The organism is Collimonas sp. (genome assembly GCF_035566375.1).
In the GTDB taxonomy this organism is placed as follows: domain Bacteria; phylum Pseudomonadota; class Gammaproteobacteria; order Burkholderiales; family Burkholderiaceae_D; genus Collimonas.
The window spans coordinates 12,186-33,068 of sequence record NZ_DATMRK010000016.1 but is presented as its reverse complement, the minus strand read 5'-3'; the positions used below and the strand labels follow the sequence as shown (position 1 = coordinate 33,068).

Below are 20,883 nucleotides of genomic sequence, written 5' to 3'. Positions count from 1 at the left end.
GTAAGCGTTTGACAAGTTACAAATCCCCTCGTTCCCACCCCAGAAAAGCTGATTGCACTCGTCCATTATGGCAAAACAATTGAATTCTGCTGTCCAGGTAAAAAAACCCGCTCCCAATAAAGATGCTCCACTCAAAGAAGATATCCGTCTGCTGGGCCGCTTGCTGGGCGATGTGCTGCGCGATCAAGAGGGCGATGCGGTATTTGAAGTAGTAGAAACCATACGTCAGACGGCGGTGCGCTTCCGCCGTGAATCGGATCCGCAAGCCGGCGCCGATCTCGACAAACTGCTCAAGAAACTCACGCGCGACCAGACCAATTCGGTGGTGCGCGCGTTTTCCTATTTTTCGCACCTGGCCAATATCGCCGAGGACCAGCACCACAATCGCCGCCGCCGCGCCCATCTGCTGGCCGGATCGGCAGCCCAGGCCGGCAGTGTTGCGCATGCTTTGAGCAAGCTGGATGACGCCGGTGTATCGGGCGCAACGGTGCGCAGCTTCTTGAAGGACGCCCTGATTTCGCCAGTCCTGACCGCCCATCCGACCGAAGTGCAACGCAAGAGCATTTTGGATGCGGAGCGTGAGATCGCCCGCCTGCTGGCCGAGCGCGACCGCCCGCTGACCGCCAAAGAATCGCGCGACAACACCGAACTGCTGCGCGGCCGCATTGCCACCCTGTGGCAAACCCGCATGCTGCGTTATACCAAGCTGACCGTTGCCGATGAAATCGAAAACGCCCTGTCTTACTATCGCATCACTTTCCTGCGCGAACTGCCGGCGCTGTACGACGACATCGAAGGCGAGATCGCTACCCAGTTCCCGACTCGCGCCCGCCAGACCAGCACCGAACTGGCGCCGTTCGTGCAGATGGGCAGCTGGATCGGTGGCGACCGCGACGGCAATCCCAACGTCAACGCCAGCACCATGCAGCGCGCCCTGACGCGGCAATCGACCACCATCTTCGATTTCTACCTGGAAGAAGTGCACGCCCTGGGCGCGGAATTATCGGTATCGACCCTGATGGTCAGCGTCAATCAGGAATTGCTGATGCTGGCGGAAAATTCGCCCGACACTTCGGACCATCGCGCCGACGAACCCTACCGGCGCGCCCTGATCGGGATTTACGCAAGGCTGGCCTCGACTGCGCGCGAACTCGGCGCCACCAACATCCTGCGGCAGGAAGTCGGCGCCGCGGCCCACTATGACAAGCCGCAGGAATTCACCCAGGAATTGCAAATCGTCGAAGATTCGCTACGCGCCCACCACGGCAGCGCCTTGATCAAACCACGGCTGGCAACGCTCAAGCGCGCCTCCGAGATTTTCGGTTTCCATCTGGCCTCGCTCGACATGCGTCAAAGTTCCGATGTCCATGAGCGGGTGTTGACCGAGCTGTTTGCCCAAGCCCAGGTGGAAAGCGCTTACGACAAACTGAGCGAAGAACAGAAGATCGAGCTGCTGCTGGCCGAACTGGCCAAACCGCGCCTGCTGTACTCACCATATATCGACTATTCCGACGAAACCAATTCCGAACTTTCGATCTTGCGCGCCGCCGGTGAAATGCGGCAGCGCTACGGCGCACGTTCGATCCGCAACTACATCATTTCGCACACCGAGACCGTGTCCGATCTGCTGGAAGTCTTGTTGCTGCAACAGGAAACCGGCTTACTGCGTCCCGAGTCGACTAGTTCGGCTGGCGGCAAGGGCAAAGCCGCAGCGGACGCCTTGGAAGTGATGGTGATTCCGCTGTTCGAAACCATTCCCGACCTGCGCCGCGCCGCAGCGATCATGGAGCAATTCATGGCCTTGCCGCCAGTGGCGCGGCTGATCGCCAAGCAAGGCAAGCTGCAGGAAGTGATGCTGGGTTACTCCGACTCCAACAAGGATGGCGGCTTCCTGACTTCCAACTGGGAACTGTACAAGGCCGAGATCCAGCTGGTGCGCGTATTCGATCAAGCCGGCGTCAAGCTGCGCCTGTTCCATGGCCGCGGCGGCACCGTCGGCCGTGGCGGCGGCCCGAGCTACCAGGCGATCCTGGCGCAACCGCCGGGCACGGTCAACGGCCAGATCCGTTTGACCGAGCAAGGCGAGATCATCGCCTCCAAGTTTTCCAATCCGGAAATCGGCCGCCGCAACCTGGAGCTGCTGGTGGCAGCGACGCTGGAAGCCAGCCTGATGCCGAATAACGCCGATAGCAAACAGACCAAAAAGCTGGGCGAATTCGAACAGTTGATGGATGGTTTATCGGAACGGGCTTACCAGTCCTACCGCAACCTGGTTTATGAAACCCCCGGCTTCACCGACTATTTTTTTGCAGCGACGCCGATTGCCGAAATCGCCGAACTGAACATCGGCTCGCGCCCCGCCTCGCGCAAGGCAACCCGCCGCATCGAAGATTTACGGGCGATCCCCTGGGGCTTTTCCTGGGGCCAGTGCCGTCTGCTGCTGCCGGGTTGGTATGGCTTCGGCAGCGCCATCGAGAGCTGGCTGGACGAAGGTCAGGACAGCAAACTCAGAACCCAGAAACTGGCGACGCTGCGCGCCATGTACAAGGAATGGCCGTTCTTCGCCACCCTGTTGTCGAACATGGACATGGTGCTGTCGAAGACCGACCTGGCGGTGGCCTCACGCTATGCCGGACTAGTCACCGACCGCAAGCTGCGCAACAGCATTTTCAAGCGCATCGTCGATGAACATGAGCGCACCAGCAGCATCCTGTCTGCCATCACCGGCGCCAAGGACCGCTTGTCGGGCAATCCCTTGCTGGCGCGTTCGATCAAAAACCGCTTCGCCTATCTCGATCCGCTGAATCACTTGCAGGTCGAACTGATCAAGCGCCACCGCAGCGTGACCGCGGCCGGCCGGACCACGGAGGAAAGGGTGAAACGCGGCATCCATTTGAGTATCAATGGCATCGCCGCCGGTTTGCGCAATACCGGCTAGCCGCAACTAGGCAACTAGCCCGGTGCGCCGGGCTGCTCAACGCCGAGGTCGGTTGTTTTGGCTGGCTCGGCGTCGAGCGCCGCGCGCAAGCGCGGCAGGCTTTCCGGATAATCACGAGCGATGAAACCGATCATGGCTTCGCGGATGGCGCAGCGCAGGTCGAACGCGGTGCCGGAATCCTTCGCGCTGACCAGCAGCCGCACTTGCATGGCGCGCTCGTTGGCGTCGGTCACGTGCAGCACGCAAACCCGGCCATCCCACAAAGAGGATTGCTGGCACACGCGCTCGAATTCAGCGCGCACGGCCGGCACCGGGACGGCGAAATCCAGCCATAGGAAAACCGTGCCCAGGATGTTCGCGGATTTATGCGTCCAGTTTTCGAAGGGGTTTTCGATAAACCATTGCAATGGCACGATCAGCCGCCTTTCATCCCATATCCGCACCACCACGAAGCTGCCGGTAATTTCTTCGACTCGCCCCCATTCGCCGTGAACGATCAAGACATCGTCGATGCGGATCGGTTGCGAAAATGCGATCTGCATGCCGGCGATGAAGTTGCTTAGCACCGGCCGCGCCGCAATCCCGGCGACCAGGCCCGCCACCCCGGCCGAGGCTAGCAAGCTGGCGCCGAACTGGCGGGCGCCGGGTAACGTCAATAAGGCGAAGCCCAGGCCGAGAAGTGTCGCGATGAAGTAGGCGCTGCGCGTCAACACCCTGGTCTGGGTCACGATGCGGCGCGCTTTCAGGTTATCGGCGGCGGTGACGGGGTTGAGCTGGACAACGGTGACGCTTAAGGCGCGAATGCAGCGCATTGCCAGCCATGTCAAGGCGATGATCAGCGCCACCGAGGTCAGGCGGGACAACGGCAACAGCCAGCGAGTATCGTCCGGCGCCCCGGTCAGCACCAGGCGCACCGCGAACAGAATCAGGCACACCTGGCTGGCGTGATAAGCGATAAAACTGAGGTTGGCGAGGTAAGGCCGATTGCCGATCAGCCGGCGCAGCAGCCTGACACCCACATGGTGCAGCACGCCGGCCAGCAACGCCGCCAGAAGGGCAACGCCAAGTACATAGAGGTCAAACTCCAGATATTGCAACTCAGGGAAAATGCGCAAATTCATCCAAGGACTCCTGTAATTTAATCGAATCCGCGAATCCGGCCTGCTCCCCCGCTGCAAGCTGTCAAAGCTTGGGCACTATAGTTTCTTCTGCCACAACAGGGCTTTTCCCATTTTCGGATCCAGTACGAAACCGGTAAAGCCGGTTGAATTGTACAACCCCTGAACTGCCTGTCACGGCTCGCGGCTCCAACGGCAGGCATGCGGTTGCGGTCATTGGCTTTCTAGATTTTTGAATGGCCGATTTCTAAACCTTGGGAGGCAAGATCCGCCCCCTTGCCGTCTGTCGAGCATCGAAAAAACCGGACGTTCAACGTTTGACATGAGCAGCTGACCGATACCAGCGTTCCTGCGTGTGATAACGAACAGACGTCGGCCAACTCACGTTTTAAGCTTTATTTCAGCGAGACTATTTTGACATCAGAATTATTGCCTAGACTTCGACGTCGAGGCCGCCAGATATGTGCTACGCGCGTGTTTTTCTAGGAGAATGAGATGAACGAACAATCTGAGTTAAGTGATCTAGCAGGCGCTTTGTTACGAGGTTTGCAAGGGGCGCCGAAGAAGAATAAAGACTACGCCAGAGTTGCCGAGTATGCGGCCACTATTTTCGGAATGTCAGTCCACTCCATATCACCAAAGTTGTTCCATGAAAACGTTAACGACATCATGATTTTTTTTAGAGGTTTCGTTAAATATTGCGGTTTGGCAGTCGGGCTTTCTGACGATGAATGCATTGACGCATTTGAGGTTTTTTTTGTCGAAATCACAGGCTTGCCTCATCAAGACGGAGCAATGACTTTCAGTGTCTTGGACAGGATGGCAAGAACGCCAGAGGGCATTGCACTAATTAAAGCGGGACAACTGGCCGCCTACGATTGCCAAGAAGGGAATATTGCTAAAGCAACAGCAGCACTAGGCAAAGCGCTTGGCATTTAAATAGTGATTTGCTCTTAGGTGAAAACCAGTAAGGCGATTTATGAAAAAGTGCGCTGCTCCAGCCCCGGCCGGTCCAGCACCATGATGTGGCCACGCACGTAGCGGATCAATCCCGCGCTCTGCAAACTGCCGGCAGCCTCGGTCACGCCTTCACAGCGTACGCCGAGCATGTTGGCGATCAATTCTTGCGTCATCACCAGATCGTTGCCCTGCAGCCGATCCAGGCTCGTAAGCAATAGTTTTCCCTCATAGAATAGCAGGCCGAGCGAGGCGGCATGCGCCTCAAGCGCACAGTCCGGCGCAATTCATCGCTTGCGCGGTGAGCCGGAAACCGTGCCCCCCCAACTATAAAAATCTGCGCTGCGCCTATCTCAAAATGAGAAACAAGATAAGGACGATCACAATGGTACCTAGGCCTATATACATTTGGATTTCCTGCGATGATTGATATGGAGTCCATATCTGAACGCGGAAACAGAGTTGGGTCTGTACGCTAGGAGACATAGAAAAAAATCGAATCCGGGTCCGCAATTCTCAAAAATTTATTTTTCTAATGTGTACCGACGCACAGACGGTACTTATGCGTGCGCGCATGCTTGCCTTAGCGTGTGCCACAAACCCGGTGGGACGCTTCGATCCATGAGTCAGAAAATTACCAGGAGCTAGACATGAACAAAGATCAAGTCAAAGGCCGTGTTAAAGAGGCAGAAGGCAAAGTGAAAGAAGTTACCGGCAAGATCGTCGGCAACAAGAATCTGGAACAAAAGGGCAATATTGAAAAAACCATAGGCCAGGTCCAAGCAGACTATGGCGATCTAAAGCGCGATCTCAAAAAAGATAGTTAACCGCATTCTCGCGCAATCCCGACTATCTCTCCTCCATCAACGCTAAATTTCTTCCCTAGCAACGTGGATCCTTACCCGTTGTTTAGCCCTTGTCCACACAAGGGCATTTTTTTACGATTTCTTTTATCTAAAGTCGAATCCGCGAATCAGGCCTGCTCCCCCGCTGCAAGCTGTCAAAGCTTGGGCACTATAGCTTCTTCTGCCACAACAGGGCTTTCCCCATTTTCGGATCCAGTTCGTAACCGGCAAAGCCGCTTGATTTGTACAAGCCCTGAGCAAGCTGATTGCCCTCCAACACCTCCAGCGTAATCTTGCAGCATCCCAATCCGAGTGCTACCTGCTCCACCTGCCGGATCAGTTTCTTCGAAATTCCCTGGCCACGAAATTTTTCGGCAACCCCCAGATCATGGATATTCAGCAGCGGCTGGCAAGCAAAGGTGGAAAACCCTTCGATGCAAATCGCCACGCCGGCAGGCTCGTCGTCAACAAAAGCCAGCACCACATGCACATCGCTTCTCTTGCTGATGGTGGCGATCAGATTACTTTTAACGAAATCGGTAAGCTGTTGTCCGCCGCCCATGGGATCCGTGGCGTAGCCATTCAAGAGTTGGACAATCGCGCTTGCATGGCGCGCATTGGAGAAGTCGGCGTTCACTATCTGAGTCATGTCCTGGATCCTGGTCGCATATCGATTGATGTGATTGATGTATCTCTGACAGCGATTTTATATCAGCGCCTGGCAAGACCTGATGGGTGCCACAGACGGACCCAAAGGCGGAGCCAAAAACGGTGCCAAAAAAGAGCAACCACTCCCCTTTTTAGTGACAATTATCGGCAGCGCTTACCAATTTGGTGAACTGATACACCAATCTTGTATATCAGATTGGTGCATCAGCTAGCAATAACGGCCTGGCATACGACTTGCTGGTACGACAGCATGACCGCCACCGCCAAATCATCAACCCAGATCGCCGCACGGATTACCGAAGCGATGCTGGCGCGTAAACTGGCGCCGGGCACCCGGCTGGGCGAGCAGCAACTGGCAGAATTGTTTGGCGTCAGCCGAACCCAGATTCGCGAGGCCCTGACACGCCTGGTGACACGTGGCATCGTCACCGTCAGCGCCCGCCGCGGCTGGTATGTGATCGAACCGACGCCGGCAGACGCGCGCGACGCCTTCGAAGCGCGCCGGGTGCTTGAGCTGGGGCTGCTACGTCATGCGCGGCCGCTCAGCAAGGACGCGATCCGCACATTGCGCCAGCACGTCGAGCGCGAGCAAGCCGCGCTAGAGGGGGAAGATGTCGCCACCCGCAGTTTCCTGCTGGGCGATTTCCATGTCTGCCTGTGCGAATCGTTCGGCAACAGCTTGCTGGCCGATACCCTGCGCGACCTCACCACCCGCACCACGCTGACCGCCATGCAGTACCAGTCCTCGCATCACGCCAGGCAATCCTGCGCCGAACACGTCGGCATCGTCGCCGCGCTGGAAGATGGCGATCTGGCGCTGGCAGAACAATTGATGCACGATCATTTGTGCAATGTTGAAGCTGGCCTGGCACAATCGCTGCGCAGCGATCCCTTGTCGCCGCTAGGACAGGCACTGGCGCCGCTTACACAGAATACCGACTTTGCAACATCACCTCAGCTGAAGGAGTTTTAACATGAAATTTCCAAAGATCTTGCTGGCCGCGATGGTCACGATGGCCGCGACCGCCCTGTTCAGCAGCGCCGCAAGGGCCGATGCGCTTGATCAAATCGTCAAGAACGGCGTCCTGAAAGTCGCGGTGCCGCAGGATTTCCCGCCATTCGGTTCGGTCACCAGCGATCTCAAACCACAGGGCCTGGACATCGATGTCGCCACCTTGATTGCCAAGAAAATGGGCGTCAAGATCGAACTGGTGCCGGTCACCAGCGCCAATCGCGTGCCTTACCTGCAAACCAAAAAAGTCGACCTGATCATTTCCAGCCTGGGCAAGAATCCGGAACGGGAAAAAGTCATCGCCTTCAGCGATGCTTATGCACCTTTTTATAACGGTGTCTTCGGCAGCGCCGATCAAAAAGTCAGCAATGCGGCCGACCTGGCTGGCAAAACCGTGGGCGTGACCCGCGGTGCTGTGGAAGACCTGGAACTGTCCAAGATCGCTCCGGCCAGCGCCACCATCAAGCGCTACGAAGACAATAACGGCACTATCAGTGCTTTCCTGTCCGGCCAGGTGCAACTGGTGGCTACCGGCAACGTGGTGGCGGCGGCGATCATCGCCAAGAATCCGCCCAAGAAGCCGGAAACAAAGTTCCTGATCAAGAATTCGCCATGCTCGATCGGTCTCAACAAGGATGAACCGAAATTGCTCGACAAGGTCAATGCGATCCTGGCGCAAACCAAGAAAGACGGCGAATTGAATGCCTTGAGCGTGAAGTGGCTGGGACTGCCGTTGCCGGCCAATCTGTAAGCGCCGCTTGCAAGCTTAGGCCGAGACATGAGTTACCAATTCGATTTTCTGGCGCCGTTCGACTATCCCGCCGTGCTCATCAAAGGTGTGCTGGTGACGATCGAACTGATCGTCATCGGCGGTCTGCTGGGTATAGCGGTCGGCATCTTTGGCGCCTGGGCGCGGACCCAGGGCCCGCGCTGGCTGCGGCCCTTGGTCAGCGCCTACGTTGAGCTGATCCGCAACACACCGTTCCTGATCCAGCTGTTTTTCATTTTCTTCGGGCTGCCGGGGATAGGCTTGCAAATCAGCGAGATGGAGGCGGCGCTATTGGCTATGGTGATCAATCTCGGCGCGTATAGCTGCGAAATCATCCGCGCCGGCATCGCCGCCGTGGCGCGCGGCCAGATCGAAGCCGGATTGAGCCTGGCGATGAGCAGAATGCAGATATTCCGTCATATCATCCTGCCGCCTGCCCTGCAAAAAATCTGGCCGGCATTGTCGAGCCAGGTGGTCATCGTGATGCTGGGTTCCGCCGTATGTTCGCAAATTGCGGTGGAAGAACTGGCGTACGCCGCCAACTTCATCCAGGGCCGCAATTTCCGTTCATTTGAATCGTATCTGCTGTCGACTGCGATCTATCTGCTGCTGGCGATCGGCTTGCGGCAGTTGTTGCGCTTGATTGGCAACCGGCTGTTTGGCCGGCCCGTCGCCAGGGAGGCCGCATGATTTCGTTTTCGGTATGGGATATCGTCCGCAACCTGTTGCTGGCGCTGCGCTGGACCGTATTGCTGTCGCTGGCGTCGTTCGCCCTGGGCGGCATGCTGGGATTGATCGTCTTGTTCCTGCGCAGCTCTAAGCAAGCCTGGCTGCGGCGCCTGACCAAGATGTACATCGAGCTGTTTCAAGGCACGCCCTTGCTGATGCAATTGTTCCTGGCGTTTTTCGGCCTGGCTTTGTTTGGCCTGGAAGTGCCGGCCTGGCTCGCCGCCGGCCTGGCGCTGACTTGCTGGAGCAGCGCCTATCTGGCCGAAATCTGGCGCGGCTGCGTTGACGCCATCCCGCGCGGCCAGTGGGAAGCATCGTCTTGCCTGGCGATGAGCTACATGCAGCAAATGCGCCACGTGATCCTGCCGCAAGCCTTGCGCATCGCGATTCCGCCCACCGTCGGCTTTAGCGTGCAAATCGTCAAAGGCACCGCAGTGACCTCCATCATCGGCTTCGTCGAACTGTCGAAAGCCGGCACCATGATCACCAACGCCACGTTTCAGCCGTTCACCGTATATGCACTGGTGGCGCTGATGTATTTTGCGTTGTGCTGGCCGCTGTCCAAATACAGTCAGTTTCTGGAAAGGAAATTCAATGCCGCTCATCGCCATTGATAACGTAAAGAAAAGCTTCGGCGATAACCAGGTGCTGAAAGGCATCCGACTCGATGTCGAACCCGGCGAAGTGATTGCCATCATCGGCAAAAGCGGCTCCGGCAAGAGCACCTTGCTGCGCTGTATCAACGGTTTGGAAAGCATAGACGAGGGCAATATCAGCGTCGCCGGCGCGCATCTGGGAAAATCCGAGCTGGAATTGCGGGCGCTGCGCCTCAAGGTCGGCATGATTTTCCAGCAATTCAATCTGTTTCCGCATCTGACTGTCGGCCGCAACGTGATGCTGTCGCCGATGATCGTCAAGGGAACCACAGAGAGCGAGGCGCGCAAATCGGCTCAGGAAAATCTGGCGCGGGTTGGTCTTGCTGAAAAATTCGATGCCTATCCCGATCAGTTGTCAGGCGGCCAGCAACAGCGGGTGGCGATTGCACGCGCGCTGACGATGCAGCCGCAAGCCCTGCTGTGCGATGAAATTACCTCGGCGCTTGACCCTGAACTGGTGAACGAAGTATTGGCGGTGGTGCGCGGGCTGGCGGAAGAAGGCATGACTTTGCTGATGGTGACGCATGAAATGCGTTTTGCCCGCGAAGTCTGCGATCGCGTGGTGTTCATGCATCAAGGCAAGGTGCATGAAATCGGGCCGCCGGAAGAGATTTTCGCTCATCCGAAAACCGTCGAACTGCAGCAGTTTCTGGGCGCGGCAAATTAAACTTCGACTAAGCAACGACTGAACGCCAACCAACAGTAAAATCGGCAAACGGGGGAGCTGCTTTGCAATTCTGTAAAATTGCGGATCAGCTCCTGTTAACCATGGAAGTACACATGAATTCAATCCGTACCACCCCGCCGCTCGCTGCCGATCTGATCTCCTTCATTGAAGGTTTGCCGAAGGCGGAATTGCACCTGCATATCGAAGGCACGCTGGAACCTGAATTGCTGTTTGCACTGGCACAACGCAACAACATCCAACTGCAGTACGCCTCAGTGGAAGAACTGCGCGCCGCTTACGCCTTCACCGATCTGCAATCGTTTCTGGATTTGTACTACGCCGGTGCCGCTGTATTGCAGACCGAACAGGATTTTTATGAAATGACGATGGCGTACATTGTCCGCTCGCGCGCCGACAACGTGCGCCACGCTGAAATTTTCTTCGATCCGCAAACCCATACCGAACGCGGCATCGCCATCGACGTGGTGTTTTCAGGGATTGCCCGCGCCTTGCGTGAAGCGCGTGACAAACACGGCTTCAGCAGCGCCATGATCATGTCGTTTCTGCGCCATTTATCGGAAGAAGAGGCCTTCGCCACCCTGGAGGAAGCGCTGCCTTTGCGTGCCCAATATCGCGACCTGTGGATAGGCATAGGCCTGGATTCGGCCGAACGCGGCAACCCGCCGGAAAAATTTGCTCGGGTTTTCGCGCGCTGCCGCGAACTTGGGTTTCATCTGGTTGCTCACGCCGGCGAAGAGGGTCCGCCGCAATACGTCAAGGATGCACTCGATGTACTGCATGTAGAGCGCATCGACCACGGCGTGCGCAGCGAGGAAGATCCGGTCCTGATGAAACGGCTGGCGCAGCAACGGATTCCGCTGACGGTATGCCCGTTGTCCAACCTCAAGCTATGCGTGGTCGACGATATGCGTAAGCACAATCTGGCGCGCATGCTGCACGCGGGGCTGGCGGTCACCGTCAATTCTGACGATCCGGCCTATTTCGGCGGCTATATGAACGCCAATTTCCTGGCGGTGGCAACCGCCCTGCGCTTGAGCCGCACTGAATTGGTGATGCTGGCGCGGAATGCATTTGAAGCGACATTTTTACCGGCAGCGGCGAAGCAGCAATTGCTGCTGGAGCTGGACGGTTATTGCATGGCGCATTAATTTCGTTAACCGCATTTCCGACACCGCACACAACCGCCGCGCCAACCAGGCCCGGCGGTTTTTTTACGCCTGGCCGAGAGCGGCAAAAAAAACCCGCAGACCTTGCGGTTGCGGGCTGAATCCAAACCTAGGAGGTATTGGAGGAGACAGGCGTGACTATAACTATGCGGCCCGCATTTGTATGCTTTAGAGTTCGCATACCTGATATTCGACAGGCATATAACAAATCTGCGGCCCCTCTCGGCGCAGTATTGTCCTTGCCAGCCGGACAGTTTGCGTGCACCATGGGGAGAGCAGCCAGATAGCCTGCCTTACCGATCCCGTCTGACTCTGCGCAACCGTATTATCGTGGAGACCATGATGGACAACGTACTTGCTGCACCTCGCCTGACCAACGCCGGCATCCTGTTTACGGTAATGGTCGAATTTCAACAGTATCAGTGCCTGGTGCCAGCAACCACACTCTCAGATCTGTCGCATTCGAAAGACCCAAAACTCGACTTGCTCGGCACTTACCGCGCTTTCCAGACAAAAATCGAAGGCGTCGCGCGACGCTTGATCGGCGCCGGCATTGTCGGCAAGCCGCTGGTTATCGGCACTGGTTATTTCCTATAGTTTCAAGGCTAGCCTGATCGTTTCAATCCATCGCATGCGGCCTGCGCATGCGATGGATTTTCACGAGTCGGCAAACGCGCGTTTCTTTAGCAAGGATGCGCGCAGCTTGTCGTACACCAGGTTGAAAACGAAGGTGTAAGGCAGGAAGAAAAGCAGCAAGCCGATGTCGAGAATCAGTGCATCGAGCAAACTCATCTCCAGCCACCACGCAACCAGCGGCACCACGATTGCTACCAGCCCGGCTTCAAATGCGGTTGCGTGCACTACCCGCATGGCCGTGGTGCGGGCCAGCCGCCAATGCCGTTCGATACGGTCAAACAGGCTATTAAAAATCATATTCCAGGTCATCGCCACCAACGAAATCATCAGCGTCAGCAAACCCGCGTGCGCCATCGGCACTTTCATCACCCACGCCAAAATCGGCGCCGTCAAAGCTACTGCCAGCACTTCAAATATCAGTGCGTGAGTAGCGCGCTCAGTCCAGGTCTTATTCGTATTCATATTGCCTCCGTTGCTTCAAAAATCTGATGAGGCTATTTTCTTCGATTTACCTGATACTATAAAACTGATAACCATCGGAAAAACCGATATGTTGGCATCGCCTGATAGGAGTCACTACGCCATGCGCCAATCCCTGGAAACACTGTTCATGTTTGTCGAGGCGGCCACGCTGGGATCGTTTTCCGCGGCGGCGCGCAAGCTGGGCAAGCAACAATCCACGGTCAGCGAGGCAATCGCCAACCTGGAAATCGACCTGGGACTGATGCTGTTCGACCGCAGCACTCGCCGCCCGACACTGACCGAGCAAGGGCGGGCGATGCTGGTCCATGCGCAGCAAGTGATGGAAGCCACCGACCGCTTGCAACGATCCGCGCATCGGCTGGCTGACGGGCTAGAGCCGCAACTGACCTTGGTGCTGTCCGATACTTACCAGTCGGACCGCTTCGAACATATCCTCACCAGTTTCGAGCAACGTTACCCGGAACTGGAGCTGGAATGCATGATTGCAGAGCGTAACGATGTGGTCTCTTTGGTGCAGGAAGGGCGCGCCAATCTTGGGCTGGTGGCGGCGCAGCCGGATTACCCGCCGGATATCGGCTTTGAATCCGTGCCTGATCGTTCCGCCATCGGCTTGTATGTTGGCAAGCAGCACCCGCTGGCCAAGGCTAAGCACATCTCTAGCGAGATGTTGCATGGCGCACGCGAGTTGCGCCTGAGCACCTATGCCGACGAAGCGGGCGATGCTGTGCAGCGGCGGCGCGGCAAAGTCTGGACTGCATCGAGTTACCTGCTACTGCTGGAAATGACGGAACTGGGTTTTGGCTGGGCCGAGTTGCCATACTGGCTGGCCAAGCGTTTTGCCGCCAACAGCTTGCTCGAGCTGCAGGTGCTCGGCTGGCCGAAAAGCATTCAGGTCGATGCGGTCTGGTCGCGGCAACGCGGATTGGGACCGGCCGGCAGCTGGCTGCTGGATACCCTGATGGCGCGATAAATAGGTGTCTTGCAGCGAATCAGTAGACGAACGGCATCTGGCGCGAATTTTGCTGCTATCTGATACCACTCCAACAAACGGCCGAAAAATGTTAATCATTCTTGCCTCCATCACTTTTGCCGCTCTTCTTGCTCTTTTCCTGCTGCGCAAAGAGTTCAAGACACGCGGTTTTCTGTCAACGTACAACCGCAACGCCCGCTCCGACGCCAGGTTGCGAAGCCGGACGATCAAGCCGCACCAATAAACCGTTGCCGGCACTGCGGACGCGCGCCATATTTCCTGACAAAAAATCGCAGCCAGGCGCGGCCATATGGCAGCTGGCTGGGTTCTTCCTTTCCGACAGGCAAAAAAAAGCCCGCTGGGCCTTGCGGCGCGGGCTGAATCCAAACCATAGGGGGTTGGAGGAGACGGAATAACTATAAGATGAAATATGGCGCATTGCAACATAGTAAAAATACGGTATCAAATGCAAAAAAACCTGCGACCGTAAGGTAAGCAGGTTTTATATTTTTCAATACAGGAGAAGATTCCCGAAACCCAGTCCTATCTGGAAAGTGGCTCCGACGTGTAACGAATCTACTCTTGTATTGGCCCGAATCACGTTGAAAAAGCGCTTTGAAATGACGTTATACGCGACAGGCAATTTTTGAATTATACACAGATTTTTCTAATAAGGCAAGCTAGCGGGCCAATGCTGCCTATATACCCATTTATACCGCAACCCGCCAGGCAAAAAAAAAAGCCCGCTAGACCTTTCGGTGCGGGCTTGAATCCAAACCTTAGGAGGTGTTGGAGGAGACAGGTGTAACTATATAGACGCGATCAGGCGGCCGCCAATTTATTTAACGCATATCAGTTATTCATACAGATGATAGCGTTACCATCCAGTCGCAACATAAGGCAGACGACGGCCCTCTTCAGCGCTTCGGCGCGCCAGTTCCAGGATTTCCGAGACGCTGACGGCAGCATCCGCGCTGACCGGGAATGGCAAACCATCCTGGATCGACGCTGCCAGTGCACGATAAAACTCCACGTAAGCACCATCCAAGGTCGCCAATTCACCACGCAGATCAAGCTCGCCCTCGACTTCCCTGATCGAGCCAGGCGGGTTCTTGGCCCAGCCCGCCTGCCCCGGACGCAAACCGGCCTTGAGTTGATCTTCCTGGCTGTCGAGTCCGGCTTTCAGATAACTGCCGCGCCGGCCGTGGATCATAAAACGCGGCGCCTCCAGCGCGCTCAGGGCGCTGGCATGCAACACCACCTGCTTGTCCGGGTAAGCCAGTTGCAGATGGACATAATCCTCCGCCTGGGCATGCTCGCGATAAGCGCCGATGGTCGCATTGACACTTTGCGGGGCGCCAAACAATGTCAGCGCCTGATCGATCAAATGCGGCCCCAGGTCGTACAGCAGGCCGCCGCCGGTCAAGGCATTCTCGCGCCAGCGCTGCCGCACCTCGGGCCGGAAACGATCGAAATGCGACTCGAAATGCGTGACCTGACCAAGCCGGCCGCTGGCGATCAACGCCTGCACGGTGCGGAAATCGCCATCCCAGCGACGGTTATGAAACGGCGCCAGCAACAGCTTGCTGTCGGCGGCCGTGCGCGCCAGGATGCGGGCCTCGGCAGCGCTCAGCGTGATCGGCTTATCGACCACCACGTGCTTGCCGGCCGCCAGTGCACTAAGAGCAAACTTAAAATGGGTGTCGTTGGGCGTCGCGATCACAACGCATTCAATCGAGGCGTCAGCCAGCAAGGCATCGAGATCGGCGACGATGCGCGCCTCCGGCCATGCTTTCGCAGCAGCCTCGGCTTGACTGCTGGCAATCGCGCTGACCACGGTACGGCCCGAGTGTCCGATCAGTGGTGCATGAAAAGTCGCACCAGCGTAGCCGTAGCCTAAAAGACCTATTTTCAACATGGACATGGGTTTTCCTGTGGATTACTTGATCGATTCAGCCACGGAGGACCAAATAAGTCATCTCTGAAAGTTACCCACAGAAATTGTGGACAGTCCTGTGGATAACCATCAAGAATTTTAATCAAGTCTTTGATTTATATGATTTTTTACTGAACGCACAAGCTTAATACTCCGGGCATAACTTGCGTTGCTGTTTTACAGCTTCAAAACGGCAGCGCAAGCGGTGACTCATGCGGTGCTTCAAGTGGCCGAAGAATCAATATCTGCCAGGGATTCGCGCCCTTTTTCAGTGATGTCGTAACCGTCGCCAGCAGGCCTGGCGCTGACATGTCCTTTTTTGCCGAGGAACATGGCAACGTCAGCAGCAAGCTTGGCGCCAGGATCGCTGGCTACGGCACGCAGGCCGTCTATGCAATTCCTGATAAACAAGGTCTGCTGCCCTTTGTCGGTCAACGACAGGCTGCCGTTTTTTTCATACGCAATGTACTTCAGCCCGGTTAGGCGCTTGGTATTCCTTGCCACACAAGCACTCACCCTGCCGTGTGTGCCCTTGCGGATCTGTTCCAGTGCGTCGTATTCATCTCTTGTCAAACCGTCGTTCATTACTGCTTCCTCTGTAGAATTTGCCATGCTGCGACCCTCATGGTACGCGCCGCAACGGATAGCAGCAATGGATAGCAGCCAAGCGGGCGGGCGCGATGCCGGATCAACGCATTGATTGCTACAATCGTTAAATAAAATCTGGTATCGTTACCGCAGGTATTCCAACCTCGCGCACAAGGAGACATTTATGGATTTAGCAGAAAAATTTGACGCCAAAGGCAAAGAAACAGGGAACGCCTACCATGTCGAGTGCTATAAAGACTCGATTGAAAGAGCGACCGCAAACGGCACCGTCGCTTCCCTGCCCGGCCGGGAAATCTACAAGCTGGCGGATGGACGAGCACTGACTCCGTATGCGGAAGGAAAATTTGTAATTGACCAGACTGGCGAAAAAATCGTGCGGGTTTAAGTTGCTTTAGACGTGCGCTTTGGTCAACATTATGAAAGCCTGCGAACCGTGAGGACGCAGGCTTTTTTTGGACCAGCAGGATTGAATTGGAATCCCCCTACGCTCGTCCACCTTCGCGCAGAGTTCTGATCAGCAGATCAGCCATGACATTTCCATCGAACTCGCGGAAACCTCGCTGATAAACCAGCGCGCCGACCGCTATCAGCCGATATAACTCTTCCTCAGTAAGCTTGTAAGACAATTTTGCGATTTCGTTGGCAAACATCTGTACGATATCGTCGTCGCTGGTGAGCGGTACCTGGCGACTTGCCCTACCCCACATCTCGATGATTTTCGCAGCCTTCATAAAACCCTCCTGAAGACCTTTTATTATAGATGCCGCCGCGCAAATATCCAGCCCTGCGCAAGGTGTAGATCAGCCTTCAGAGCAGGCATAAGGTCGCTACATTGTTCGAGAAACAACTATAGCGAATGCAATACAGACTTCCTTTGACACATGAAGGTGACAAGTTCGTCACCAGTCTCAGCATGAGACAGGATTGCTGTTCTTGCAATTCGCAAACCTCGGCATCCAGAAAATCGAAATAGCGGCCGACAAAGGGATAAAGCGCTTTGAACAGGCTCTCCTTGGCCGAGAAAACCAGGCTCAGCCAATGTTCGAGAGTCAGGCCGGCGCTGCTGCCTATAGCCAGTTCTGACGCCGTCATCAAATGCTCGACCAAAGGCTGCGCCGCTTCATTGCTAAGGATGCGCTCAATATCAATTCCCAAACCGCGCCATTCCCGAGCCACCGCCGCCACTGCAATCGCCAAACCATCGCCGTGGCTGATCGAGCCCAGGTAGCCGGCCGGCCAGAGCGGCGCCCGATGCTGGCCGATGGCGAGCGTTGCCTGGCTATCGCAGCCAAGTTTTTGCAGCGCCTCGCGAGCGCAAAACCTGCCTGCGGCAAACTCCACCTGACGTTTTAACACTGCGTTTGCCAAGCTCTCGGGCAAAACAATGCCATTGCCTGTCAGGCGCGCCAGTTGTCCGGCGTCGACCGTATAACGCAAGCTGGCCTGGCAAATGGATTCAGGCATTGCGGGCAAAACAGTCTTGCTCATAACATCGGCTGGAATGTGCATGTGGGTGCGTGTGGAATTAAGCGAATCCCCGGACAAGTCCGGGAACGACCTGCCGCGCGGCAGGCAGCAAGCATTATAGCGGCCGGCAAGCGCCGTTAACACGCTGTTAACAGTAAAACAAAAACCCGCACACCTTACGGGAGCGGGTTGATTTGGACACAGCAAAACTGGTGCCGGTGATCGAGGCTACCGGCCAACCTGTTGATGGCAAAACACTCTTCGAAAAGCGCCTGCCCGACTGGGTTGGACTTTATGAGTGAGCACTAAATCAACACCCCGTATCTTACCGACCCAACATGACAATGGTATGACTGCCGCATGACGACCGCCTGTTCCATCTATACAGGACAGCCGAAAAAAAAAGACCCGTGATACCTTGCGGTCACGGGTCGAATCCAAACTCGGGGAGAGTTGTAGAAGACGGAGTCATTGTAGCTCCCTCATGAAATCGACACAGCTGTCAGTATTGACAGGCATAAAGTGACACGAGAGTTGCAATTCACCCCACTCAGGGCAATGCTGCCGGCCGCATCACCAGGAAGCCGGCATTCAATACTCACGTCCACCTTACCCTGCACCCCATCTACCCGCCGCTCCCATATGGTCGAGTAATGACCTCAAGGAGATGGCCGTCGGGATCCTCAAAATACACCCCGCGGCCACCGTCGTTCCGGTTGATTTCTCCAGTCCGGTGCTTACCAGGGTCTGCCCAATACTGAAGCCCTCGATCATGGATGCGGGCGAAGGTTTGATCAAAGTCGTCTTCGCCTATCAAGAAGGCATAATGCTGGGAGGAAATCTTGCCATTGTTCTCATAGAAGTCGAGTGAAACCTTGTTGCTGAGTTGAACCACCAGCATCGGTCCGAATCGGGTGGCGGATTGCAGGCCCAGAACTTCCGTGAAGAATGTTGCTGATTTCTGCTTGTCGCGGCACCAGACGATAGTATGGTTTAGCTGCACGCTCACGTTGCGCCTCCTTTTAGCATCCTTCGAGATCAACCATCATCTCAAACCCACCACAAACCCACCATATATCATCCATCATCCGCTTTCCATCAAACAGCATGGATTCAGGCTATGTCGGCCGTCAGATCCTCGCCCCCCTCAGCGACGCCATGGTGGCAAGCCCCGCTCACATCGCCGCGCGCGGCTCGCCCAGCACGCTGCAGGACCTGGTGAGCCACGACTGTGTGATCTCCGCGCGTCCCAGCGGCCACGCCACATGGCGTTTTGCAGGCCCGAATGGCGAGAAAGAAGTGCAAGTCACCGGGCGCTTCAGCGGCAATACCGCGCGGGCACTGCGCAAGGCTACCGTGGCCGGACTCGGCATCGCTCTGCTGGCGCCCGCGATGGCCAAGCTCGACGTTCAGGCCGGCGTGCTCGTCCCGGTGCTGCCTCAATACCGGCGCACCGGTCACGGCATGAGCGTGCTGTATCCGAGCCGCCGCCACCTGCCGCTCGCGGTATCGGCGTTCATCGGGTTGGTGATCCAGAAGATGAATGCGGCAGACGCACCGGAGGTGCATCGATCGGTGCGGCGTCGATAGCAACGGCCGCTTTATGGAAATTGACAGCGCCAAGGGCGCAGACTTGGAACAAGCTAACGATACATTAACTATTTTAGCGTGTAGGATACGGTGACTGTTTCCCCATGACAAGAAGTGTCGAGATTTGTCGGCATGATCCGTTACTCATTTCCGAAACAATCCTTACCGTACTCTTATATGCAACGTTTTCCCTCTTTACTTGGCCTGCGCGCCTTTGAAGCCGCAGGTCGCCTTTCTAGCTTCAGCCAGGCGGCATGCGAATTGTCGGTCACTCCCAGTGCCATCAGTCATCAGATACGTAAACTGGAAGATGAGCTTGGCACTGCCTTATTTCGCCGCAGTACGCGAACGATTACGCTGACCGACGCCGGTGAAACTTACCTGCAGACGGTCAAACAGGCTTTCGCTCTGCTTACAGAGGGCAGCAGGCATATACGGCAATCGACAAGAACATCGTTGCGCATCAGTCTGCTTGCCTCATTCGCTTCCAACTGGCTGATGCCGCGCCTGGATAGTTTCACAGAGGCATATCCAGCTATCGATTTTCGACTCGACCCGAGTGTGGAATTGACCAATTTCTCTGCTAGCGACAACCAGCTTGCGATTCGGTACGGTCGAGGCGGCTGGCCGGAAGTCGAGGCAAGATGCCTTATGTTGGAACATCTAGCGCCGGTCTGCAGCCCTGCTTTTCTCAGGCAACACCCGCAGTTACGCGAGTTTTCAGATGTGGCCGCTGTCAATCTGTTGATGGCAAATGCAAAAATGGAATACGAGTGGCGGGCATGGTCACGCATGACCGGCGTCAACCTTGCTTCTGCGCGCATAACGCCGCTGCGTGATTACAACATCGTCCTGCAGGCCGCGCTCGCGGGGCAAGGCGTTGCGATGGGCAGAGGCGCGTTGATCGCCGAGCACCTGCAAAGCGGCCGCTTGATCGAACCACTGGGGCCGGCAATACCGATGAACGGCATCGGTTATTGGGTCTTGACGCCACACGGTACCTTATCTGAAGAAGTAACGATGTTCCGCAATTGGCTGATCACCGAGGCAGCGTCATTTAAGCATTTCCAGCAACGAGCAGACATGCGCGACAATGAACATTTGTGAATTGAATTCACAAATAACACACAAAGTATGCGTTTGTCGGCAAGGCTATTGCGCCGTTAACATGTTCTCTGTCTTTACAATCCACAAAATAAAAACGACATGAACAACAAAAACGCGCTTTACCATGTACATATTTACTACGAGCCCGAAATTCGCGCAGTCGCAGAAGCGCTACATTCTCGCCTGAGCAAATTAAAAGAATCCGGGAGCATTTCCTTGATTCATTTTGTCGGACAACTGCGAGACAGCAAAGTGGCGCCGCATCCAATTCCCCATTTTGTAATTCACATCACAAAAGAAAATTTTGAGACCGTTCTCCCCATCATCGAGTCATCGGGATTAACTGCACTTGTGCACCCGCTCACTGATGACGATCTGGCTGACCATACAAGTTTGGCTCAATGGATCGGGGAACCTGTCGAACTTGATCTCACGCCATTCCGTCCGCCACACATGAACTAAGGCGTCACGTTTTGGAAAAATAGATTATCGACCGAACTTTGACTGAGTTTGGTTAAATGCCTTATTGGAACGGAGG

At 55.9% G+C, this 20,883-nt stretch carries 24 protein-coding genes and 1 pseudogene; 16 read left to right on the top strand and 9 right to left on the bottom strand.

The features are described from left to right. Positions 1-67 precede the first annotated feature (67 nt). Positions 68-2,938: a phosphoenolpyruvate carboxylase gene (gene ppc, locus VNZ60_RS04425; protein ID WP_325657229.1), complete on the top strand. Its 2,871-nt coding sequence runs from the start codon at positions 68-70 to the stop codon at positions 2,936-2,938. Positions 2,939-2,952: 14 nt separating this feature from the next. Here the strand turns inward: ppc and VNZ60_RS04420 are convergent, their stop codons facing one another. Then, complete coding sequence (locus VNZ60_RS04420) at positions 2,953-4,059, bottom strand: mechanosensitive ion channel family protein (RefSeq protein ID WP_325657213.1); 1,107 nt, start codon at positions 4,057-4,059, stop codon at positions 2,953-2,955. A gap of 492 nt (positions 4,060-4,551) precedes the next feature. Here VNZ60_RS04420 and VNZ60_RS04415 point away from each other — a divergent pair, with 492 nt between their 5' ends. Then, on the top strand, positions 4,552-4,995 hold the full coding sequence (locus VNZ60_RS04415) for a hypothetical protein (protein ID WP_325657212.1): 444 nt from the start codon (positions 4,552-4,554) through the stop codon (positions 4,993-4,995). Positions 4,996-5,042: 47 nt separating this feature from the next. Here VNZ60_RS04415 and VNZ60_RS04410 read toward each other — a convergent pair. Then, positions 5,043-5,231: pseudogene (locus tag VNZ60_RS04410) on the bottom strand (Crp/Fnr family transcriptional regulator); the annotation flags it as partial. A gap of 432 nt (positions 5,232-5,663) precedes the next feature. Between VNZ60_RS04410 and VNZ60_RS04405 the strand changes: the two are divergent. Next, positions 5,664-5,840: a CsbD family protein gene (locus VNZ60_RS04405; RefSeq protein ID WP_325657211.1), complete on the top strand. Its 177-nt coding sequence runs from the start codon at positions 5,664-5,666 to the stop codon at positions 5,838-5,840. 187 nt (positions 5,841-6,027) lie between these two features. On the opposite strand, the gene VNZ60_RS04400 is transcribed toward VNZ60_RS04405, so the two are convergent. Further along, a complete protein-coding gene (locus tag VNZ60_RS04400) occupies positions 6,028-6,507 on the bottom strand; it encodes a GNAT family N-acetyltransferase (protein WP_325657210.1) in 480 nt (159 codons plus the stop codon). A 270-nt stretch (positions 6,508-6,777) separates the two neighbouring features. Here VNZ60_RS04400 and VNZ60_RS04395 point away from each other — a divergent pair, with 270 nt between their 5' ends. From VNZ60_RS04395 to VNZ60_RS04365, 7 genes are all read left to right on the top strand, one after another. Beyond that, positions 6,778-7,500, top strand: a complete 723-nt coding sequence (locus tag VNZ60_RS04395) for a GntR family transcriptional regulator (RefSeq protein WP_325657209.1) — start codon at positions 6,778-6,780, stop codon at positions 7,498-7,500. Position 7,501: 1 nt separating this feature from the next. Further along, positions 7,502-8,290, top strand: coding sequence for a transporter substrate-binding domain-containing protein (locus VNZ60_RS04390; RefSeq protein ID WP_325657208.1), 789 nt, complete (start codon positions 7,502-7,504; stop codon positions 8,288-8,290). Positions 8,291-8,317: 27 nt separating this feature from the next. Continuing rightward, a complete protein-coding gene (locus tag VNZ60_RS04385) occupies positions 8,318-8,998 on the top strand; it encodes an amino acid ABC transporter permease (protein ID WP_325657207.1) in 681 nt (226 codons plus the stop codon). After that, a complete protein-coding gene (locus VNZ60_RS04380; protein ID WP_325657206.1) occupies positions 8,995-9,651 on the top strand; it encodes an amino acid ABC transporter permease in 657 nt (218 codons plus the stop codon). The genes VNZ60_RS04385 and VNZ60_RS04380 overlap by 4 nt, the downstream gene beginning before the upstream one ends. Next, a complete protein-coding gene (locus VNZ60_RS04375; protein WP_325657205.1) occupies positions 9,632-10,360 on the top strand; it encodes an amino acid ABC transporter ATP-binding protein in 729 nt (242 codons plus the stop codon). The genes VNZ60_RS04380 and VNZ60_RS04375 overlap by 20 nt, the downstream gene beginning before the upstream one ends. Positions 10,361-10,473: 113 nt before the next feature. Further along, positions 10,474-11,529, top strand: coding sequence for an adenosine deaminase (locus VNZ60_RS04370; protein WP_325657204.1), 1,056 nt, complete (start codon positions 10,474-10,476; stop codon positions 11,527-11,529). Positions 11,530-11,886: 357 nt separating this feature from the next. Further along, positions 11,887-12,144, top strand: coding sequence for a DUF1488 family protein (locus VNZ60_RS04365; protein WP_325657203.1), 258 nt, complete (start codon positions 11,887-11,889; stop codon positions 12,142-12,144). 60 nt (positions 12,145-12,204) lie between these two features. On the opposite strand, the gene VNZ60_RS04360 is transcribed toward VNZ60_RS04365, so the two are convergent. Beyond that, complete coding sequence (locus VNZ60_RS04360; RefSeq protein WP_325657202.1) at positions 12,205-12,645, bottom strand: multidrug/biocide efflux PACE transporter; 441 nt, start codon at positions 12,643-12,645, stop codon at positions 12,205-12,207. A gap of 121 nt (positions 12,646-12,766) precedes the next feature. Between VNZ60_RS04360 and VNZ60_RS04355 the strand changes: the two genes are divergently transcribed. Continuing rightward, positions 12,767-13,636, top strand: coding sequence for a LysR family transcriptional regulator (locus VNZ60_RS04355; RefSeq protein ID WP_325657201.1), 870 nt, complete (start codon positions 12,767-12,769; stop codon positions 13,634-13,636). Positions 13,637-13,724: 88 nt separating this feature from the next. After that, positions 13,725-13,880, top strand: coding sequence for a hypothetical protein (locus VNZ60_RS04350; RefSeq protein WP_325657200.1), 156 nt, complete (start codon positions 13,725-13,727; stop codon positions 13,878-13,880). A gap of 633 nt (positions 13,881-14,513) precedes the next feature. On the opposite strand, the gene VNZ60_RS04345 is transcribed toward VNZ60_RS04350, so the two are convergent. Together VNZ60_RS04345 and VNZ60_RS04340 are read right to left on the bottom strand one after the other, a co-directional pair. After that, positions 14,514-15,560: an oxidoreductase gene (locus VNZ60_RS04345; protein WP_325657199.1), complete on the bottom strand. Its 1,047-nt coding sequence runs from the start codon at positions 15,558-15,560 to the stop codon at positions 14,514-14,516. Positions 15,561-15,794: 234 nt separating this feature from the next. Next, positions 15,795-16,157, bottom strand: coding sequence for a hypothetical protein (locus tag VNZ60_RS04340; RefSeq protein ID WP_414648773.1), 363 nt, complete (start codon positions 16,155-16,157; stop codon positions 15,795-15,797). Positions 16,158-16,344: 187 nt separating this feature from the next. Between VNZ60_RS04340 and VNZ60_RS04335 the strand changes: the two genes are divergently transcribed. Next, a complete protein-coding gene (locus VNZ60_RS04335; protein WP_325657197.1) occupies positions 16,345-16,566 on the top strand; it encodes a hypothetical protein in 222 nt (73 codons plus the stop codon). Between the two features lie 97 nt (positions 16,567-16,663). Here the strand turns inward: VNZ60_RS04335 and VNZ60_RS04330 are convergent, their stop codons facing one another. The 3 genes from VNZ60_RS04330 to VNZ60_RS04320 form a co-directional block, all read right to left on the bottom strand. Further along, entirely contained in the window at positions 16,664-16,912 is a 249-nt protein-coding gene (locus tag VNZ60_RS04330) for a hypothetical protein (RefSeq protein ID WP_211443726.1), read from the bottom strand. A gap of 76 nt (positions 16,913-16,988) precedes the next feature. After that, positions 16,989-17,669: a 4'-phosphopantetheinyl transferase family protein gene (locus tag VNZ60_RS04325; protein WP_325657196.1), complete on the bottom strand. Its 681-nt coding sequence runs from the start codon at positions 17,667-17,669 to the stop codon at positions 16,989-16,991. A gap of 604 nt (positions 17,670-18,273) precedes the next feature. Next, positions 18,274-18,657 (bottom strand): VOC family protein, encoded by a 384-nt coding sequence (locus VNZ60_RS04320; protein WP_325657195.1) that lies wholly within the window; start codon positions 18,655-18,657, stop codon positions 18,274-18,276. 98 nt (positions 18,658-18,755) lie between these two features. Here VNZ60_RS04320 and VNZ60_RS04315 point away from each other — a divergent pair, with 98 nt between their 5' ends. From VNZ60_RS04315 to VNZ60_RS04305, 3 genes are all read left to right on the top strand, one after another. Beyond that, the gene (locus VNZ60_RS04315; RefSeq protein WP_325657194.1) at positions 18,756-19,238 is read left to right on the top strand and encodes a substrate binding domain-containing protein; all 483 of its coding nucleotides are present in this window, start codon (positions 18,756-18,758) and stop codon (positions 19,236-19,238) included. Positions 19,239-19,370: 132 nt separating this feature from the next. Then, on the top strand, positions 19,371-20,345 hold the full coding sequence (gene gcvA / locus VNZ60_RS04310) for a transcriptional regulator GcvA (protein ID WP_325657193.1): 975 nt from the start codon (positions 19,371-19,373) through the stop codon (positions 20,343-20,345). Positions 20,346-20,444: 99 nt separating this feature from the next. After that, on the top strand, positions 20,445-20,807 hold the full coding sequence (locus VNZ60_RS04305) for a DOPA 4,5-dioxygenase family protein (protein ID WP_325657192.1): 363 nt from the start codon (positions 20,445-20,447) through the stop codon (positions 20,805-20,807). The last annotated feature ends 76 nt before the right edge of the window (positions 20,808-20,883 follow it).

What these genes read in the sequence shown, in the direction of transcription:
- VNZ60_RS04360 (WP_325657202.1), bottom strand. Translation starts at nt 12,645, where the DNA reads ATGAATACGAATAAGACCTGGACTGAGCGCGCTACTCACGCACTGATA.
- VNZ60_RS04340 (WP_414648773.1), bottom strand. Translation starts at nt 16,157, where the DNA reads ATGAACGACGGTTTGACAAGAGATGAATACGACGCACTGGAACAGATC.
- VNZ60_RS04405 (WP_325657211.1), top strand. Translation starts at nt 5,664, where the DNA reads ATGAACAAAGATCAAGTCAAAGGCCGTGTTAAAGAGGCAGAAGGCAAA.
- VNZ60_RS04415 (WP_325657212.1), top strand. Translation starts at nt 4,552, where the DNA reads ATGAACGAACAATCTGAGTTAAGTGATCTAGCAGGCGCTTTGTTACGA.
- VNZ60_RS04350 (WP_325657200.1), top strand. Translation starts at nt 13,725, where the DNA reads ATGTTAATCATTCTTGCCTCCATCACTTTTGCCGCTCTTCTTGCTCTT.
- VNZ60_RS04400 (WP_325657210.1), bottom strand. Translation starts at nt 6,507, where the DNA reads ATGACTCAGATAGTGAACGCCGACTTCTCCAATGCGCGCCATGCAAGC.
- VNZ60_RS04345 (WP_325657199.1), bottom strand. Translation starts at nt 15,560, where the DNA reads ATGTCCATGTTGAAAATAGGTCTTTTAGGCTACGGCTACGCTGGTGCG.
- VNZ60_RS04370 (WP_325657204.1), top strand. Translation starts at nt 10,474, where the DNA reads ATGAATTCAATCCGTACCACCCCGCCGCTCGCTGCCGATCTGATCTCC.
- VNZ60_RS04315 (WP_325657194.1), top strand. Translation starts at nt 18,756, where the DNA reads ATGGATTCAGGCTATGTCGGCCGTCAGATCCTCGCCCCCCTCAGCGAC.
- VNZ60_RS04365 (WP_325657203.1), top strand. Translation starts at nt 11,887, where the DNA reads ATGATGGACAACGTACTTGCTGCACCTCGCCTGACCAACGCCGGCATC.
- VNZ60_RS04355 (WP_325657201.1), top strand. Translation starts at nt 12,767, where the DNA reads ATGCGCCAATCCCTGGAAACACTGTTCATGTTTGTCGAGGCGGCCACG.
- VNZ60_RS04420 (WP_325657213.1), bottom strand. Translation starts at nt 4,059, where the DNA reads ATGAATTTGCGCATTTTCCCTGAGTTGCAATATCTGGAGTTTGACCTC.
- VNZ60_RS04335 (WP_325657197.1), top strand. Translation starts at nt 16,345, where the DNA reads ATGGATTTAGCAGAAAAATTTGACGCCAAAGGCAAAGAAACAGGGAAC.
- VNZ60_RS04390 (WP_325657208.1), top strand. Translation starts at nt 7,502, where the DNA reads ATGAAATTTCCAAAGATCTTGCTGGCCGCGATGGTCACGATGGCCGCG.
- VNZ60_RS04380 (WP_325657206.1), top strand. Translation starts at nt 8,995, where the DNA reads ATGATTTCGTTTTCGGTATGGGATATCGTCCGCAACCTGTTGCTGGCG.
- VNZ60_RS04395 (WP_325657209.1), top strand. Translation starts at nt 6,778, where the DNA reads ATGACCGCCACCGCCAAATCATCAACCCAGATCGCCGCACGGATTACC.
- VNZ60_RS04325 (WP_325657196.1), bottom strand. Translation starts at nt 17,669, where the DNA reads ATGAGCAAGACTGTTTTGCCCGCAATGCCTGAATCCATTTGCCAGGCC.
- VNZ60_RS04330 (WP_211443726.1), bottom strand. Translation starts at nt 16,912, where the DNA reads ATGAAGGCTGCGAAAATCATCGAGATGTGGGGTAGGGCAAGTCGCCAG.
- VNZ60_RS04385 (WP_325657207.1), top strand. Translation starts at nt 8,318, where the DNA reads ATGAGTTACCAATTCGATTTTCTGGCGCCGTTCGACTATCCCGCCGTG.
- gcvA (WP_325657193.1), top strand. Translation starts at nt 19,371, where the DNA reads ATGATCCGTTACTCATTTCCGAAACAATCCTTACCGTACTCTTATATG.
- VNZ60_RS04305 (WP_325657192.1), top strand. Translation starts at nt 20,445, where the DNA reads ATGAACAACAAAAACGCGCTTTACCATGTACATATTTACTACGAGCCC.
- VNZ60_RS04375 (WP_325657205.1), top strand. Translation starts at nt 9,632, where the DNA reads ATGCCGCTCATCGCCATTGATAACGTAAAGAAAAGCTTCGGCGATAAC.
- ppc (WP_325657229.1), top strand. Translation starts at nt 68, where the DNA reads ATGGCAAAACAATTGAATTCTGCTGTCCAGGTAAAAAAACCCGCTCCC.